The 16,540-nt window shown below is 54.9% G+C and carries 13 protein-coding genes and 1 tRNA gene; 9 read left to right on the top strand and 5 right to left on the bottom strand.

Annotation, left to right across the window (positions count from 1 at the left end; all coding sequences use genetic code 11):
* The first annotated feature begins 168 nt into the window (after positions 1-168).
* Positions 169-495, top strand: coding sequence for a tetratricopeptide repeat protein (locus tag OSH09_RS16645; RefSeq protein ID WP_207875440.1), 327 nt, complete (start codon positions 169-171; stop codon positions 493-495).
* Positions 496-746: 251 nt separating this feature from the next.
* Here the strand turns inward: OSH09_RS16645 and OSH09_RS16640 are convergent, their stop codons facing one another.
* Both OSH09_RS16640 and trxB read right to left on the bottom strand, forming a co-directional pair.
* A complete protein-coding gene (locus OSH09_RS16640) occupies positions 747-1,514 on the bottom strand; it encodes a Smr/MutS family protein (RefSeq protein ID WP_266121603.1) in 768 nt (255 codons plus the stop codon).
* A complete protein-coding gene (gene trxB / locus OSH09_RS16635; protein ID WP_063691263.1) occupies positions 1,501-2,457 on the bottom strand; it encodes a thioredoxin-disulfide reductase in 957 nt (318 codons plus the stop codon). Before trxB ends, OSH09_RS16640 begins: the two co-directional genes overlap by 14 nt.
* A gap of 43 nt (positions 2,458-2,500) precedes the next feature.
* Here trxB and OSH09_RS16630 point away from each other — a divergent pair, with 43 nt between their 5' ends.
* The 4 genes from OSH09_RS16630 (at position 2,501) to serS (ending at position 8,420) form a co-directional block, all read left to right on the top strand.
* On the top strand, positions 2,501-4,876 hold the full coding sequence (locus OSH09_RS16630; protein ID WP_266121602.1) for a DNA translocase FtsK: 2,376 nt from the start codon (positions 2,501-2,503) through the stop codon (positions 4,874-4,876).
* A complete protein-coding gene (gene lolA / locus OSH09_RS16625) occupies positions 4,866-5,492 on the top strand; it encodes an outer membrane lipoprotein chaperone LolA (protein ID WP_266121601.1) in 627 nt (208 codons plus the stop codon). The genes OSH09_RS16630 and lolA overlap by 11 nt, the downstream gene beginning before the upstream one ends.
* A 124-nt stretch (positions 5,493-5,616) precedes the next feature.
* Positions 5,617-6,930, top strand: coding sequence for a replication-associated recombination protein A (locus OSH09_RS16620; RefSeq protein WP_266121600.1), 1,314 nt, complete (start codon positions 5,617-5,619; stop codon positions 6,928-6,930).
* A gap of 143 nt (positions 6,931-7,073) precedes the next feature.
* Positions 7,074-8,420, top strand: coding sequence for a serine--tRNA ligase (gene serS / locus OSH09_RS16615; protein ID WP_207875435.1), 1,347 nt, complete (start codon positions 7,074-7,076; stop codon positions 8,418-8,420).
* An 81-nt stretch (positions 8,421-8,501) separates the two neighbouring features.
* On the opposite strand, the gene OSH09_RS16610 is transcribed toward serS, so the two are convergent.
* Together OSH09_RS16610 and OSH09_RS16605 are read right to left on the bottom strand one after the other, a co-directional pair.
* Positions 8,502-8,807 carry a hypothetical protein gene (locus OSH09_RS16610; RefSeq protein WP_207875434.1) on the bottom strand — a complete coding sequence of 102 codons (306 nt, stop codon included), beginning with the start codon at positions 8,805-8,807 and terminating at the stop codon, positions 8,502-8,504.
* Between the two features lie 184 nt (positions 8,808-8,991).
* A complete protein-coding gene (locus OSH09_RS16605; RefSeq protein ID WP_207875433.1) occupies positions 8,992-9,402 on the bottom strand; it encodes a hypothetical protein in 411 nt (136 codons plus the stop codon).
* A gap of 299 nt (positions 9,403-9,701) precedes the next feature.
* On the opposite strand from OSH09_RS16605, the gene OSH09_RS16600 reads away from it, so the two are divergent.
* The 3 genes from OSH09_RS16600 to yaaA all read left to right on the top strand — a co-directional run bounded on the left by OSH09_RS16600 (position 9,702) and on the right by yaaA (position 11,804).
* Positions 9,702-9,791 (top strand) — tRNA-Ser (locus OSH09_RS16600).
* Between the two features lie 363 nt (positions 9,792-10,154).
* On the top strand, positions 10,155-10,937 hold the full coding sequence (locus OSH09_RS16595; protein WP_207875432.1) for a 3-hydroxybutyrate dehydrogenase: 783 nt from the start codon (positions 10,155-10,157) through the stop codon (positions 10,935-10,937).
* An 81-nt stretch (positions 10,938-11,018) separates the two neighbouring features.
* Entirely contained in the window at positions 11,019-11,804 is a 786-nt protein-coding gene (yaaA, locus tag OSH09_RS16590; RefSeq protein WP_266121599.1) for a peroxide stress protein YaaA, read from the top strand.
* A gap of 280 nt (positions 11,805-12,084) precedes the next feature.
* Here yaaA and OSH09_RS16585 read toward each other — a convergent pair whose 3' ends face one another.
* On the bottom strand, positions 12,085-14,370 hold the full coding sequence (locus tag OSH09_RS16585; RefSeq protein WP_266121598.1) for an FUSC family protein: 2,286 nt from the start codon (positions 14,368-14,370) through the stop codon (positions 12,085-12,087).
* Positions 14,371-14,810: 440 nt separating this feature from the next.
* Between OSH09_RS16585 and ilvB the strand changes: the two genes are divergently transcribed.
* A complete protein-coding gene (gene ilvB, locus OSH09_RS16580; protein WP_207875429.1) occupies positions 14,811-16,532 on the top strand; it encodes a biosynthetic-type acetolactate synthase large subunit in 1,722 nt (573 codons plus the stop codon).
* The last annotated feature ends 8 nt before the right edge of the window (positions 16,533-16,540 follow it).

Here is a 16,540-nt window from a genome sequence, read left to right as displayed (position 1 = left end):
GAGCCTGGCCTGCTAAGGCCGCCCTTTGATATTCCGTGGTACAAAACCAAGCTCAATGGTTTATGGCTATACCGTTCAATAGTCATCAAGCTGTTCAGGCTTGTCGCTGCGTGGTTTTGTGTGAGAGCAGCATGATCAAGCCTCGCTTCGTTTTCAAAGGTACGGATTATGCGCGAAGGATTGGAAAAACTACTGGCTGCAGGCAAGGATAATGCCTTGCTGCGCTTTGGTCTGGGTAATGCATGTATGGGTGAAGGCGATCTGGAAGCGGCTCGCGAGCATTTGTCTAAAGCCGTGGAAATGAATCCGCGTTACACCGCTGCCTGGAAGCTGTTGGGCCGGGTGCTGGTGAACCTGGAGCAATTCAAACAGGCCAAGGAAATTCTGGAGCAGGGTTTGGAGATTGCCCAGGAGCAGGGCGATAAACAGGCAGAGAAAGAAATGCAGGTGTTTTTGAAGCGTGCCGTGAAGGCTTTGGGCGAGTCAGCCGCGTAATGGGCTGTGTCTGCTGCATCTGACGTTTTCTTACCATGCGGGTATCAGTGCATTCCCTAAGTGTGACAGCTTTATAAATGGGGCACAATACGTTTCATGCAGGTGAGGAGACATAGCCCCGCAAAGCTGGGCAATAAAGACCGAAATAAAACGGTCACTATTATAAAAGCAATAGGCAGTACAACATAACAACAACAAAAAAAAGGCCAGCGAAAGCTGGCCTTTTTTACGTCTGTACCCAATGAAAAAAATCAAACACCGGGTTCGGACATGGCTTGCAGCACCAGTTTGACGGCACCTTGCCCACCCTCATTGGGCGCGCATTCCATATAAGCCAGAACGCTGGGCAACTGGGTCAACCAGCGACGCACGGCATGACGCAAGACCGGTTCGCCATTGCGCGAGCCGTAGCCCGTGCCATGGACAATGCGTACACAGCGCACACCATGCTCCAGACAGGAGCGTAGAAAATTATCCAGGCGTTCGCGGGCCTGTTCCAGATCGGAACCGTGCAAGTCCAGGCTGGACTCAATCGGCCAACGGTTGCGCTCCAGGTCACGCAACACATCAGTGCCACAGCCGGGGCGCAGGTGTCGGAGATCGTTGGTTTCGCCTTGCACGCTGACATACTGATCCGAGGCTTGCGGCAGGGCAGGCGCATTGATGGGCGCACCCACGGCGTGGCGACGGCGTTGTTCCAACTGTTCCGGGCTGGCTGCCGGGCGGCTCATCACCGTGGTTTGGCCACGTTTTTTTAAAGGAGCGACATCGCGCAGGGACTGGCGTAGCCAGGCTCTATCGCTGGGGTCCAATAAAGAAACAGGGTCTTCGGTCGCTGCGGTGTTGCTGGCAGGAGCCTGTTTGGCTGGCTTGCCACCGGGGTCTGGCGGGCGGGGACGCTTGCGAGCTTGGGGACGGGCGGGGGCAGCGGGCGGATTGAGATCCTGGCGGACCTGACCTTGCAACTTCTTCAGGTCTGCCAGGCTACGGCCTACTGCTTTGGGCTTACTTGTTTTCATCCAACCAGCGCTGTGCGTCCAGCGCAGCCATGCAACCGCTGGCTGCGCTGGTGATGGCCTGACGGTAGATATTGTCTTGCACGTCGCCCGCGGCAAACACGCCGGGAACGGAAGTCATGGTGGCCATGCCTTTCAGACCGCTACGGGTGGTGATGTAGCCGTCGTGCATATCCAGCTTGCCTTCAAAGATCCCGGTGTTGGGCTTGTGGCCGATGGCGATAAAGGCGCCGGTCACGGCCAGGTCTTCAGTGGCCTGGGTCTGGTTATTGATGATGCGCACACCGGTTACGCCAGAAGCATCACCCAGCACTTCTTGCAATTCGCTGTGCAGTTTCAGGCGGATATTGCCGTTCTGGACGCGATCCATCAGCTTGTCGGTCAGGATGGGCTCGGAGCGGAAGGTATCGCGACGATGAATCAAGGTCACTGTCTTGCAAATATTGGACAGGTACAGGGCTTCTTCCACGGCGGTATTGCCACCACCGACCACGGCCACGTCCTGGTTCTTGTAGAAGAAACCGTCACACGTTGCGCAGCCGGACACACCACGGCCCATGAATTCCTGCTCTGTTGGCAGACCCAGGTACTGAGCCGAGGCGCCTGTCGCAATAATCAGCGAATCGCAGGTGTAGACTGTGCCACTATCCCCATTCAGGGTCAGGGGGCGGGTGGACAGATCAACCGAAGACACCATGTCAAAGATTAATTCTGTTTCGAATCGTTCCGCATGAGCCTGGAAACGTGCCATAAGATCAGGTCCCTGGACACCTTGGGCATCGGCTGGCCAGTTATCTACATCCGTGGTGGTCATCAGTTGGCCACCTTGCTCCATGCCAGTGACCAAGACGGGGTTGAGGTTGGCGCGGGCTGCGTAGATCGCTGCGGTATAGCCGGCCGGGCCTGAGCCCAGAATGAGTACTTTTGCGTGCTTAGTAGTCGACATCACAGAAAATCCGAAAAAGACGATCTCCAATTATAATGAGTCCATGGCAAGAATACCTGCAACATCCCCTCGTTCGTCCCGGTCATCCAAAAATGTGCGCAATGGGCCTTCTGCCCTGCAGCAGCGCCTGACAGGACTGCTGCGCGAAGCACGGTGGATTATCTTCGCTGCCCTGGCGGCCTGGCTTGGTCTGGTACTGGCGACCTGGGACCCGGGCGATCCCGGCTGGTCGCATTCCGTGCATTCGGGGCTGACCCAAAACGGCGGGGGCATTTTTGGTGCCCACATCGCCGATTTTCTCTTGTTTCTATTTGGTCTGACGGCCTGGCTTTGGGTGGTGCTGCTGGTGCAGCGCGTCGCCGTGGGCTTTTATCGTCTGACAGCCTTGTTGCTGCCCAGCACCAAAAACGAGGACGTTCTGCCTCGGGTGCGTTGGGAAATTGGCATAGGCTTTTTCTTTTTGTTTCTGGGCAGCATGGGCCTGGAATCGCTGTTTTTTAAAGATCTGGGCCAGCAATGGCAGCTCCCAGCGGGAGCTGGCGGGCAGTTAGGCCAATTATTATCGCAACTATTAGTAACTTCCATAGGCTTTGGTGGCGCTACGTTGGTGCTGATGGGACTGCTCGCCGGTGGAGCCAGTTTGTTCTTCGGTTTCTCCTGGCTGACGCTGGCTGAACGCCTGGGTGGTTTCATCGAGGGGGCGATTCGCCGCGTGATGACGTTGTGGTCGGCCCGTCAGGATCGTCGTGTGGGCGAGGTCAAACGTGCCGAGCGTACAGAAAGCGTGGTGGCCAAACAGGAACAACTGGTTCACGAGCAGCCGGTGCGTATCGAACCGGCTTTTGTGGCTGTGCCCAAGTCCGAGCGTGTCGAGAAAGAAAAGCAGCAGACGCTGTTCAAGGCACCGCGTCAGGCAGGAGAGGCGGGCGATTTGCCTCCTTTATCCTTGCTGGACCCGGTTACAGACAATGTAGAGACCGTGTCGCAGGAAACGATTGAATTCACCTCGCGCCTGATTGAAAAGAAATTGTCCGACTTCGGTGTTGCTGTAACGGTAGTGGCGGCTCAGGCCGGTCCTGTGATTACGCGTTACGAGATCGAGCCAGCTACGGGTGTCAAAGGTAGCCAGATCGTGAATCTGGCTAAAGACCTGGCCCGTGCCTTGAGTCTGGTCAGCATTCGTGTGGTCGAGACGATTCCCGGTAAGAACCTGATGGGTCTGGAACTGCCTAATCCCCGCCGCCAAATGGTACGCCTGGAGGAGATCGTTGGCTCCCAGACTTATCACAGCAGCGCCTCCTTACTGACCATGGCTTTGGGCAAGGACATTGCGGGTAAGCCTGTGGTGGCGGATTTGGCCAAAATGCCTCACCTGCTGGTCGCTGGTACCACTGGTTCCGGTAAGTCGGTGGGGATCAACGCCATGATTCTGTCGCTGCTCTACAAGGCAGACCCGGCCGATGTGCGCCTGATCCTGATCGACCCCAAGATGCTGGAAATGAGTGTCTATGAAGGCATCCCTCATTTGCTGGCACCGGTGGTCACGGATATGCGTTTGGCATCCAACGCTTTGAACTGGTGTGTAGCCGAAATGGAAAAACGCTACCGCCTGATGAGCAAGCTGGGTGTGCGCAATCTGGCCGGTTACAACGCCAAGATACGCGAAGCGCAAAAGCGTGAAGAGCCTATCCCCAATCCTTTCTCCTTGACGCCGGATGCTCCCGAGCCACTGTCCGTTCTGCCCATGATCGTTGTCATCATTGACGAGCTGGCTGACCTGATGATGGTGCAGGGCAAGAAGATCGAAGAGTTGATTGCCCGTTTGGCCCAGAAGGCCCGTGCGGCTGGTATCCACCTGATTCTGGCTACGCAGCGTCCTAGCGTGGACGTAATTACGGGTCTGATCAAGGCGAACATTCCGACCCGTATCGCTTTCCAGGTGTCCTCCAAGATCGACTCGCGCACCATTCTGGATCAGATGGGGGCGGAAACCTTGCTGGGCATGGGCGATATGCTTTATCTGCCTCCCGGTACAGGCTTGCCCAAACGGGTGCATGGCGCTTTTGTCAGCGATGAGGAAGTTCATCGTGTGGTCGAGCATCTGAAAGAACATGGCGAGCCTGATTACATCGAGGGCCTGCTGGAAGGTGCTGTCGAAGGCGAATCGGCTGATGGCGTCAACCCGGCGACCGGCATGGCAGATGCTGAAGCGGACCCGCTGTATGACCAGGCTGTTCAGGTCATTATCAAGAATCGTCGCGCCTCGATTTCCTCGGTGCAGCGTCATTTGCGTATCGGTTACAACCGGGCAGCCCGACTGCTGGAGCAAATGGAGCAGGCCGGTCTGGTATCGGCCATGCAGCCTAACGGTAACCGCGAAATTCTGGTCCCCGCAGGAGGTGCCAAAGATGAAGATTAAGACACTACTGGCCAGCATGTTGCTGGCCGCTACACCTGCCTTGGCCATGGCCGTTTCGGCCAGCGAACAATTGCGCTCGTTTGTGCAGGATGTGAGCGCTGCCAAGGGAGAGTTCTCCCAGCGTACAGTTGACAGCAACGGTCAGTCCAAAGGGGCACCGCAATCCGGGCAATTCGTGTTTCAGCGCCCCGGCCAGTTCAAATGGCATGTGCAACGGCCTTATGAGCAGTTGATCGTGTCGGACGGCAAGGTGCTTTACCAATACGACCCGGATCTGGCTCAAGTCACTGAGCGCGGTGTGGATCAATCCATCGGCGCTTCGCCTGCTGCGATCTTGTTTGGTACGGGCAATCTGGAAGAGTCCTTCCGTCTGGTTGAGCAAGATGCACGAGACGGGTTGGAGTGGATACGGGCAACGCCTTTGCAAAGCGATGCAGGTTTCTCTTACGTGGATATCGGCTTCAAGGGCCGTGAGCCGCGTCGTCTGGAATTGCAGGATTCGTTTGGGCAAACGACCTATATCGACTTCACCAATCTGGACCCTAATCCCCGTATTACCTTGGGCACTTTTACCTTCAAGGCACCTGCCGGGGTTGATGTTGTCTCCATGCCTTGAGGCGCAATCAGTTCTTGCGCAGAGATAGCCGGGGTCAGCCTCTTGCTGACTCCAGCAAATCAAGTTTTCAATACAGACCTGGCTCGTTTGGCCAGGTCTTGCCATTTTAGGAAGGGCGATCGCCATGCGTGATTTGTTCGCTCAAGAACCCTCCGCACCTTTAGCCGAAGCCTTGCGCCCCAAGACCCTGGATCAGGTGGTGGGGCAGTCTCATTTGCTGGGCGAGGGCAAGCCACTACGTTTGGCTTTCCAGTCTGGCAAACCGCACTCCATGATTTTCTGGGGGCCACCCGGCGTGGGTAAAACCACCTTGGCACGGCTGACAGCCAGCGCCTTCGAGTGCGAGTTCATCGCCTTGTCTGCTGTGTTTTCGGGTGTGAAAGATATTCGTGCAGCCATGGAGCAGGCTCAGCAGAACCTGGCCATGGGCAAGCACACCATCCTGTTTGTGGATGAGATTCATCGGTTCAACAAGTCCCAGCAGGATGCGCTCTTGCCGTACGCAGAAAGCGGGCTGGTGACTTTTATTGGTGCCACAACGGAAAACCCGTCTTTCGAGGTGAATTCCGCCTTGCTGTCGCGGGCGCAGGTCTATGTGCTCAAGTCCCTGACGGACGACGAGCTAAAGCTGTTGCTGCGCCGCGTACAAGAGCAAAACGCCCTGGAAGGCTTGGAGTTTGAGGATCAAGCCGTTGAAACCCTGGTGGGCTATGCCGATGGAGACGCGCGTCGCTTTCTGAATCTGTTGGAGCAAACCAATACCGCTGCCAAGACTTCGGGAACGGCACTCGTCACCACCGATTTTCTGCAAAATGCGCTGACTTCGAATTCCAGGCGTTTTGACAAGGGGGGCGATAATTTCTACGACCAGATTTCTGCCCTGCATAAATCGGTGCGTGGCTCCAACCCGGACGCCGCCTTGTATTGGCTGACTCGCATGCTGGATGGCGGAGCGGATGCCCGCTATTTGTCGCGCCGTATCATTCGTATGGCTTGGGAAGATATTGGTCTCGCCGACCCGCGTGCCATGCAAATCGCTAACGATGCCGCCTTGACCTTCGAGCGCCTGGGTAGCCCGGAGGGCGAGCTGGCCTTAGGGCAGGCCGTGATTTATCTGGCGATAGCTGCCAAGAGTAATGCTGGCTATATGGCGTACAACCAGGCCCGAGCCTTTGTGAAACAGGATAAAAGCCGCGAAGTACCCGTGCATTTGCGTAACGCCCCAACCAAGCTGATGAAAGAGCTGGGTCACGGTCATGCGTATCGCTATGCCCACGACGAGCCCAATGCCTACGCCGCTGGTGAGACCTATTTGCCAGACGGGATTCCTGATCCGCATTGGTATCAGCCTGTGCCGCGTGGCCTGGAAATCAAGATTGCTGAAAAAATGGACCGCTTGCGCCAACTGGACGAGCAGGCCGGTAAAAAAGATACCTAAGACAGGGCAGGCCGATGCTTGGCCTGTCACCCTCCGTATTTCCCGATCTGTCTCCACTGTTTGTGCCGTGCTGCGCTTGCAGTGGCTTGTGGTTAAAATCACCAGATCAATCGGGATTGAACCATCACCTATATGGCTATTAAATGTTAGATCTGAACCAATTACGCAAAGACTTGGAGCCGCTGGTACAGGGCTTGGCGAAACGTGGCGTGCAATTTGACACCGAGCGTTTCCAGCAGTTGGAAGCCCGCCGCAAGGCAGTGCAGGTGGAAACTGAAACCTTGCAGGCCGAGCGCAATGCACTGGCCAAACGCATCGGTCAGCTCAAGTCCAAGGGCGAAGACGCCAGCGAGGCATTGGCTCAATCCCAGCAAATTCCCGTGCGCCTGAAGCAGTTGGAGCAGGATTTGTCGCAAGTGCAGTCCGAGCTGTCTTCCTGGTTCGCCACCATCCCTAACTTGCCGCACGAAAGCGTGCCAGTGGGCGAGTCCGAAGAGGATAACGTCGAAGTGCGCCGCTGGATTCCCGGTCCTAAAGATGATCAGGGCAAGCCTGCGCACATCACCTTTGAGCCACGTGACCACGTGGATCTGGGCGAACAGTTTGGCCTGGATTTTGAAGCAGCCCGCAAGCTGGCTGGCGCCCGTTTCATGGTTCTGCGTGGCCCTCTGGCTCGTCTTCACCGCGCTCTGGCCCAGTTCATGCTGGACACCCAGGTGGAAGAGCACGGCTACACCGAGTGCTACACCCCTTATATCGTGAACGCGTCTACCTTGTACGGTACGGGCCAGTTGCCCAAGTTCAAGGACGATATGTTCTGGGTGACCAAGGGCGGTCAGGAAAACGAATCTGCTGATCCCGCTGAATCCAAGCCAGAAGATCTGTACCTGATCTCCACCTCCGAGATCAGTCTGACAGGGATGGTGCGCGACGAGATTCTGGCTGGTGATGCCCTGCCTATGCGCTTGACAGCTCATTCGCCTTGCTTCCGTTCGGAAGCGGGCAGCGGTGGCCGCGATACGCGTGGTGTGATCCGTCAGCACCAGTTCGACAAAGTAGAAATGGTGCAGATCGTTCACCCTGAACAATCCTACGAAGCGCTGGAGTCCATGGTTGGTCACGCCGAGCACGTTTTGCAGGCTCTGGAGCTGCCATACCGCGTGGTGCAGTTGTGTACCGGCGATATGGGCTTTTCTGCCGCTAAAACCTACGATCTGGAAGTGTGGTTGCCTGCTCAGGATACCTTCCGCGAGATTTCCTCGGTATCGAACTGCGAGGCTTTCCAGGCCCGTCGTCTGCAAGCGCGTTTCCGTGCTGACAGCAAAGCACGCCCCGAGTTTGTGCACACGCTGAATGGTTCGGGTCTGGCCGTAGGTCGTGCCCTGGTTGCCGTGCTGGAAAACCATCAGCAAGAAGATGGCAGCGTGATTGTGCCTAAAGCCCTGCGTCCTTATATGGGCGGTCTGGAGCGTCTGGTGCCTGCGCAGTAAAGCGACTGGCTGAATGCAAAAAATGGCTGATGACCGTCATGGTCCTCAGCCATTTTTCATTGTCGGATTACTACAGATTGATCAGTCATCCCAGTCGCGATCCCGATGCTTACGCCAGCGCTTGTGAGCGCGTCGCTGCTCTTTGCGCCATTCCTTGTTGGAGCGACCATATTCCACGTAACCAGGACGATAGACATACCGTGGAGGGTGGTACACCACCGGTGGCGGGGCCACGTAAACCGGGCGTTCAATAATTTGTGCCGGAGGATAGTAGATAGGCCCGTACCCAATGCCAGGAATGCCCACATTAATGTCGACATTCACACCACCAGCGTAAGCAGTGCTGGTGCCCAAGACCATCAAACCGGCTAATAGTAGCTTTTTCATATGCTGCACCTCTCGTGACTCTAGCTGCAGCGATTGTTGCCCAAAACATGTAGCCCAAACGTTAGGTAATCCTGGCAAAGCACTTCCAAACGCAACATGGCTCGTATGAGCTATGCCAGGGGTTTACCTTTCTTAACACATGTTTCCCCCTGCCTGATGGGACAGGGGAGGTGCATGGATGGATTTAAAAGGTATGACGTTCAACCTGACGATGGCGGATAGGGCGACGGTTGTAATTGGCGTGTAGCTGTCGACCGTGCACTGAATCCAGTTGCTTGTTCAGGTGTGGCGTGTGGCGTGCGTTGCGCTGTGGAGGCTCTGCACGTGGCTTGGAGTTGACTTCCAAAAACCAGAGACAGAGTCCGGCCCAGAAGAACAGCGACAGAATACTGACCAGCCCACCTCGCAGTGAAGCGTAACCCGTCGCATCAGAGGCCTGGATGCGTAATACATCAGACAGGACCGGGATAGAGCCCAGGGTCTCAACTACCAGGCTGCCTGGTACACGAAAAGCCCAGCGTAGCGTCTGGAGAATCTCATTCAGGCTGTATATGCCGTCGCCGTTGGCGTCGATAATCCATTGGAAGGTTTGCATGACAATTCCTTTTATCAAGTCCAGCAAGCTGCACTGGAATTACAAGGACTGCCCAAAAAGGGCAGGGCTGCGATGCGTTAATGTGTGCTTCCAATATAGGCTTGCGAAACAGGGCGAACAAGCGAAATAGGCCAAAATAGAGGGTAAACCCCTGATTGAAAAGAATTCTTTGGGCTGAAGGAGTGAGTTCATCACAAAACAGCCGCATCAACAGGAAGTGCTATGCGTCTTTAGTGCTTGTCAAAGTGTGTTCTTTCATCTATATTTATGGGCTTGCTTGTAACCATATAAGCAATCGCGGACAGGTGGCAGAGTGGTCGAATGTACCTGACTCGAAATCAGGCGTACGTGCAAGCGTACCGTGGGTTCGAATCCCACCCTGTCCGCCATCTGGAATTTTAAAAGCCCTTGATTATTCAAGGGCTTTTTTGTTTTCTGCTAGGGTTCCTCGCCCCATCTACATCCCTGTGTCCGGGTGTGCTGTTTTGTCATATAAGCGCGTTAAGGTGAAAGCGCCTGCGGCTTCTGATTATGGATGCTTGGCCTGTTATGCCTGTCTGATCCAGGCTTTTTTCAGTGTGACCCAGGACCATGGCAGGTAATGCTGCTGAATTCCACTCAAGACAGTCTCGCCTTACTTGGCAAACCTTCATGATCCCGGACAAAAGTAGCTCCTTGCATTTCCCGGCAGTGCGGGGCGGCGAGTACACTTGGGGTTTCAGTTCTCTGTTGTCAATACTCACGAGGTATCTATGCTGAAAGGTAAAAAAGCGGTCGTAACAGGATCGACCAGTGGTATCGGTCTGGCCATGGCCACCGAATTGGCAAAAGCAGGTGCAGATGTGGTGATCAACGGTTTTGGTCAGCCTGAAGATATCGAACGCGAGCGCAGCACGCTGGAGTCCAAGTTTGGTGTCAAAGCCTATTATCTGAATGCAGACTTGAGCGATGCACAGGCGACCCGTGACTTTGTTGCCAAGGCGGCAGAAGCTTTGGGCGGTCTGGATATTCTGGTCAATAACGCAGGTATTCAGTACACCGCACCCATTGAAGAGTTCCCGGTTGATAAATGGAACGCCATCATTGCCCTGAACCTGTCGGCTGTCTTCCACGGCACAGCCGCTGCCTTGCCCATCATGCAAAAGCAGGGTTGGGGGCGCATCATCAATATCGCTTCGGCTCATGGCCTGGTGGCATCGGTGAATAAATCGGCTTATGTAGCTGCCAAGCACGGCGTTGTGGGTCTGACCAAGGTGACGGCGCTGGAAAATGCGGGCAAGGGTATTACTTGCAATGCAATCTGCCCAGGCTGGGTACGTACGCCTTTGGTAGAAAAACAGATTGAAGCCATCAGTCAGCAAAAAGGCATTGATATTGAAGCTGCCGCTCGCGAGTTGCTGGCCGAGAAACAGCCGTCCCTGCAGTTTGTGACTCCTGAGCAATTGGGTGGTGCCGCTGTGTTCTTGTCGTCTCCCGCAGCAGATCAAATGACGGGTACGACGCTAAGTCTGGATGGTGGCTGGACGGCTCGTTAATTGCTGTCAGAACGTATTTTGTAGATGAAACAGATAAAGGGCTTGGCCCTTTATCTGTTTGGATAGAAAGGATGTAGGCGCATGTTGTTATTGCTCTCGCCAGCGAAAAAGCTGGATTACGATTCCCCTGTACGCACGGAACTGGAAACTCAGCCTCTGTTTGTGGAGCAGGCGCAAGGCTTGATTGATATTTTGCGCACTCAGTCCGAGCAGGATATTGCAGGCTTGATGAAGCTGAGCGACGATCTGGCGCGCCTGAATGTGCAGCGCTACCAGGAATGGGAGCCCAAATTTGACCGCTCCAATGCGCGGCAGGCCATTCTGGCGTTCAATGGCGATGTCTATGAAGGCATGGCAGCCACTGATTTGTCGGATAAGGAGCTGAAGTGGACTCAGGATCACATTGTGATTCTGAGCGGCTTGTACGGGGCATTGCGTCCGTTGGATCTCATGCGTCCTTACCGTCTGGAAATGGGGACTCGCTTGAAGAATCCCGGTGGGGCGAATTTGTACGCTTACTGGGGTAGCCGCATTGCCAACTATCTGAACGAGCGTCAGGAAGGCGAGGCCAAGCCTATTGTGTTGAATCTGGCTTCGGAAGAATACTTCAAGGCGGTAGATCAGAAAGCCCTACGCGCCCGTGTGGTGCAGTGCGTGTTCCAGGACGAGAAAAATGGCGTCTGGAAAATTATCAGTTTCTATGCCAAAAAAGCCCGTGGTTTGATGGCGCGCTTTGTAATCGACAAGCGGATTCAGACGGTTGAAGGCTTGAAGGCGTTTGATCGCGAAGGGTATGTATTCCAGCCAGAGCTGTCCAGCGAGGACAAGCTGGTGTTCCGTCGCTATGAGCAGGACGCCAAGGCGTGATAGACGTTTTGGTTTGATGTCATGGGCCGCAGATACAGTTGTTTTTAGCTGGTTTGCGGTCTTGTGATTCTGATGAAAAAAGGCAAGGGCATGTATTGCACCTTGCCTTTTTTCTTTTGCACTTAGAAGGCCTGGCGCCCTATGCTTTAGTGCTTAGTGCTTAGTGCTTAGTGCTTAGTGCTTAGTGCTTAGTGCTTAGTGCTTAGTGCTTAGTGCTTAGTGCTTAGTGCTTAGTGCTGCGGCTCTAATGGCGAGTTTCTCTTGTTTCAGGATAGGCTTATCAAGCCCCTTGCTGCTTCAGTTCCTGCTTGCGCTCAGGCGGCAGTTGCGGACCAGCGCTGTATTCCAGGCCTCTCATATCCTGCCGTATCAGTTGGGCAGCCTTGCTCATTTGACGAATCGGATAGGCCAGCATGGCCAACTCGCCTTCGGTTTCAATCGAGGCAGGTGGCTCGGCGTCTTTATCGTTGATCAGGGCTCCAATGGCATCCAGTGAGTTCTGGATACCTGGCGGAATTTGACTCAGGTTCGCCAGCAAGGGGGCGGCGGCACTGATTTGCGAAGCCAGCACATGGTTCTGAATCAGCAGATTATTCAGCAAAGACACATTGGCCTGGCGGCTGACTGGCTCATCCATCATGCGATAAAAGGCCGAGGCGAAGTTGCTGAAGGCAATATGTACGTTCTTGTTCGCCACTTGCCAGGCTGTATCCGCTTCCATCAAGTCCAGATCTACTTGCTCCTTCTGGGCGTCTGTCATGGTGGATTCGCCGTCTTTGCTGGTCTTGATGATCTGATTGTGGAGTCGGCTCAGACGGGCAAACTCCATACCGGCGCGCCAGAATTCCTGGTTGGCTGCCAAGGCGGCACGAGCCAGTCCCGTCATGGCACTGGACTCCCAATTGGGCAGCAAGTAACTGGCTGCCATAGCAATACCGCAGCCAATCAGCGTATCAATCAGACGCTCGCCAATAATGAAGGAGCCACCTGTAGACAGGAACTGGAAGGACAGAATCACGAAGATCGTGTTGAACAGGGCGGACAGCAGGAAATTAAGCTGAACCAGACTGTTACCCAGCAAGTAGGCCAGCAGCATGGCAATCAGATACAGCTCGCGGTTATCGGTCAGCTTCAGCAGCAGGAAGGCCGCCGCGCAGCCCAGCACAGTGCCAAACAACCGCCAGCCATTACGCTGGCGTGTGATCGCAAAGCCCGGTTTCATGATTACCAGAATGGTCAGGATGATCCAGTAACTGTGAGCAGTCAGGGCGCTGACCAAACCCAATTCATTTTGAAAGTGGGCACTCAGCCCGCCGACGCCCAGTGCCACCATGGAGGCAATACTGACACGCGCGGCATAGCGAAAGTGCGAGGATTTACGCTTCAGGTTGCTGGTCAACATACCCAGGCGCAACTCTTCGCGCGACAGCATGCGGCTTAGCGATTTATTCAGGTATTGGTCTACTGGCAGATTCTGGCTGGCGCGGTGGGACAGGCTGGCCATATTGTCCACAATGCGGTTCAGGTTTCGCAGGCGGCGCACTACCTGAACCAGCAGCGCATAGGTTTCCGGGTCGGTTTGCGACATGCCCTGGCGCTTGTATTTCTCCAGCTCGTATTCCATAGCGCGAATTTCTGCTTTGACGCTGGAGCGGCGTTTTGTACTGTTGCTGCGCGAGACATTCATGGCAACGCGACCAATGTCCAGGGACAGCTTGTACAAACCATCACGGGCAAAGATCATGAAGTCGCTCTCGGCCAGTTGGCGACGCAGCACGGTGTAGTCCGTATAGGTAGCGACCAGGGAATCCAGAATGCTGACCATATTTAAAAAGATCGTCAGCAAAGCGCGGCGGTGATGGTCCCCACGCCCGTATCCACGGGGCAGTTCACGCAGCACCATATCGCGGGCAGCCTGGTGTTTCTCGGTCATATTGGACTGCAGATTGATCAGGCGTCGGTAGCAGGTATCCAGGTCCGAGGTGGAATCGTAGAACTGGGCACGGGCTTCCATGTATTCAGCGGTTGCGAACAAAGCCACTGCCAGCGTCTGTCGTTCTTCCCGATACCAGAACAGACGTCTGAATAGGGTGCTGAACAGGTAATAGGACAGCCCGCCGCCAAAGGAATAGAGCGTGTGTGCCAGGACCTCGTGCGGCTGCATGGGAAAGCGCATCGTCAAGGTCATCAGCAGCAGGGCGGCAAAGCCGATCAGCCCGCCACGACGGCCAAAGACGGAGAACATGCTGTACAGAAAGCACAGAAACGGGACGCACAGAACCAGCAGCAGGGGAGAGCTGGAGGCCAGCCCCGTCAGGCCGACGGTGACAGTGCCCAGGGCAATACCGCCCAGCATTTCATTGTTGCGGTAGCGGCGCGGGCCGCCGGGCTGGTCAATGATGGCAACGCAGGTGGCGCCCATGGACGCAATGACGCCAATGTCATAGTGACCAAAGAAGCGGCCCAAAATAATGACCGGCAAAAGCACACCGATGGACTGGCGCAGTCCACCGAAAAAATAGTGGCTATACAGGAATTGTTTTAATTGTGGGATGGGCGATGCCATAAAATACCCGGACAGCTCGTCATAGGTAGACAGTATATCGTTTTACGTATGCAAGCTTTAAGCCTGTTTTTTTGCACTTTACCAACAATCACAGTTGCTCGCTTTGAGCAGTCAAGGTAAAGTAACTAGGTGTTTTTGCTCCTTATCCGAGCAAATTGTAGCGAGGCACTGTTAACCGGGCCATCCGCCCGGTTTTTTGCGCCTATAAACTTTGTTGCTGGCCGCGTCACAAGCGTGGGATGCCAGGACTTCCGTTTCAAGCTAACGCATACGTTTTTGTATGCACGCACTGAGTGTCGAAGAGTGCAGGCCGGACGGTAATGTGTCTGGGTGGTGTGGTCCTGTGGGCCATGAAGCGCCAGATCATGTTGCTGACATCGGTTCAAGCTCGGACCGTCGTGGTCGGTCGATATTGCAGAGCAAGACTGAAAGGAAAACTCATGTCTGAATTAAATGGCGCAGATATTGTTGTGCGCACGCTCGCGGACGAAGGCGTGGAACACGTTTTCGGTTATCCGGGTGGTGCCGTTCTCTATATCTACGACGCAATCTTCAAGCAGGACCGCTTCCAGCACATTCTCGTGCGCCATGAACAGGCTGCTGTTCATGCGGCGGATGCCTATTCCCGTTCGTCCCAAAAAGTTGGCGTGGCACTGGTAACCAGTGGCCCGGGCGTCACCAATGCCGTCACCGGTATTGCGACCGCTTACCTGGATTCCATCCCGATGGTCATCATCAGTGGACAGGTCAGCACCCAGGCAATTGGTGAAGATGCTTTCCAGGAATGTGATGCCATCGGTATCACCCGTCCTTGCGTCAAGCACAACTTTCTGGTGCGCGATGTTCGTGATTTGGCCGATACCATTCGCAAGGCATTTTTTATTGCCACCACAGGCCGTCCCGGCCCTGTGCTGATTGATATCCCCAAAGATATTACGACCGCAACGTGCAAATACACGCCCAAGCGTGGCGAGGTCAAGATGCGCTCTTACGCGCCTGTGACCAAAGGCCACCAGGGGCAAATCAAGAAAGCCGTTCAGATTCTCAATAGCGCCGAGCGCCCGCTGATTTATGTCGGTGGTGGTGTGGTGCTGGGTAATGCTGAAAACGAGCTCAGCGAACTGGTCAAGTTAAGTGGTGCGCCTTGCACAACAACCTTGATGGGCTTGGGTGCGTACCCCGGCACGGCAGACCAATATATTGGTATGCCTGGCATGCACGGAACCTACGAAGCCAATATGACCATGCAAAACTGTGATGTCCTGATCGCAGTAGGCGCACGTTTCGATGACCGTGTGATTGGTAATACCCGTCACTTCAGCCAGAATCCACGCAAGATCATTCATATTGATATTGATCCTTCCGTGATCTCCAAGCGCGTGAAAGTTGATGTGCCTATCGTGGGCTGCGTCAAGGACGTGCTGGTCGAGTTCAACGAGCTGTATGCGCAAAGCCGTCAGGAATCGCAGAACCAGCCTTCTTTGAACGACTGGTGGAAGCAGATCAACGTCTGGCGTGGCAAGAACTCCTTGGTCTATACCAAGTCGGACGAGCTGATCAAGCCGCAATACGTGGTGGAATCCCTGTGGGAAGTGACCGGTGGCAACGCCTTCGTGACTTCCGATGTGGGCCAGCACCAGATGTGGGCGGCACAGTACTACAAATTCAATAAGCCTCGTCGCTGGATCAATTCTGGTGGCTTGGGCACGATGGGCGTGGGCTTGCCTTACGCAATGGGTGTGCAAATGGCCAACCCTGGCCAGGACGTTGCCGTCATCACTGGTGAAGGCTCCATCCAGATGAACATCCAGGAACTGTCTACGTGTAAACAGTACCGCTTGAGCCCCAAGGTTCTTTGCCTGAACAATCGTTATTTGGGCATGGTGCGCCAGTGGCAGCAAATCGACTATGGCTCGCGTTATTCCGAGTCCTATGTGGACGCATTGCCTGACTTTGTCAAACTGGTGGAAAGCTATGGTCACGTGGGTCTGGAGATCGACAAGCCAGCCGATGTGGTCCCCGCGATTCGCGAAGCCTTCACCACGCACAAAGACCGCCTGGTATTTCTGAACTTCATCACGGACCAAACCGAAAACGTGTTCCCGATGGTGAAAGCAGGCCGCGGCCTGACAGAAATGCTCTTGGGCCCGGACGATCTGTAAGGAGAGAA

Origin of the sequence: Alcaligenes parafaecalis, assembly GCF_026344135.1 — a bacterium.
Taxonomy (GTDB): domain Bacteria; phylum Pseudomonadota; class Gammaproteobacteria; order Burkholderiales; family Burkholderiaceae_B; genus Alcaligenes; species Alcaligenes parafaecalis.
Note: the sequence above shows the minus strand (reverse complement) of the source record. Positions and strands in the feature narration are given on the sequence as shown.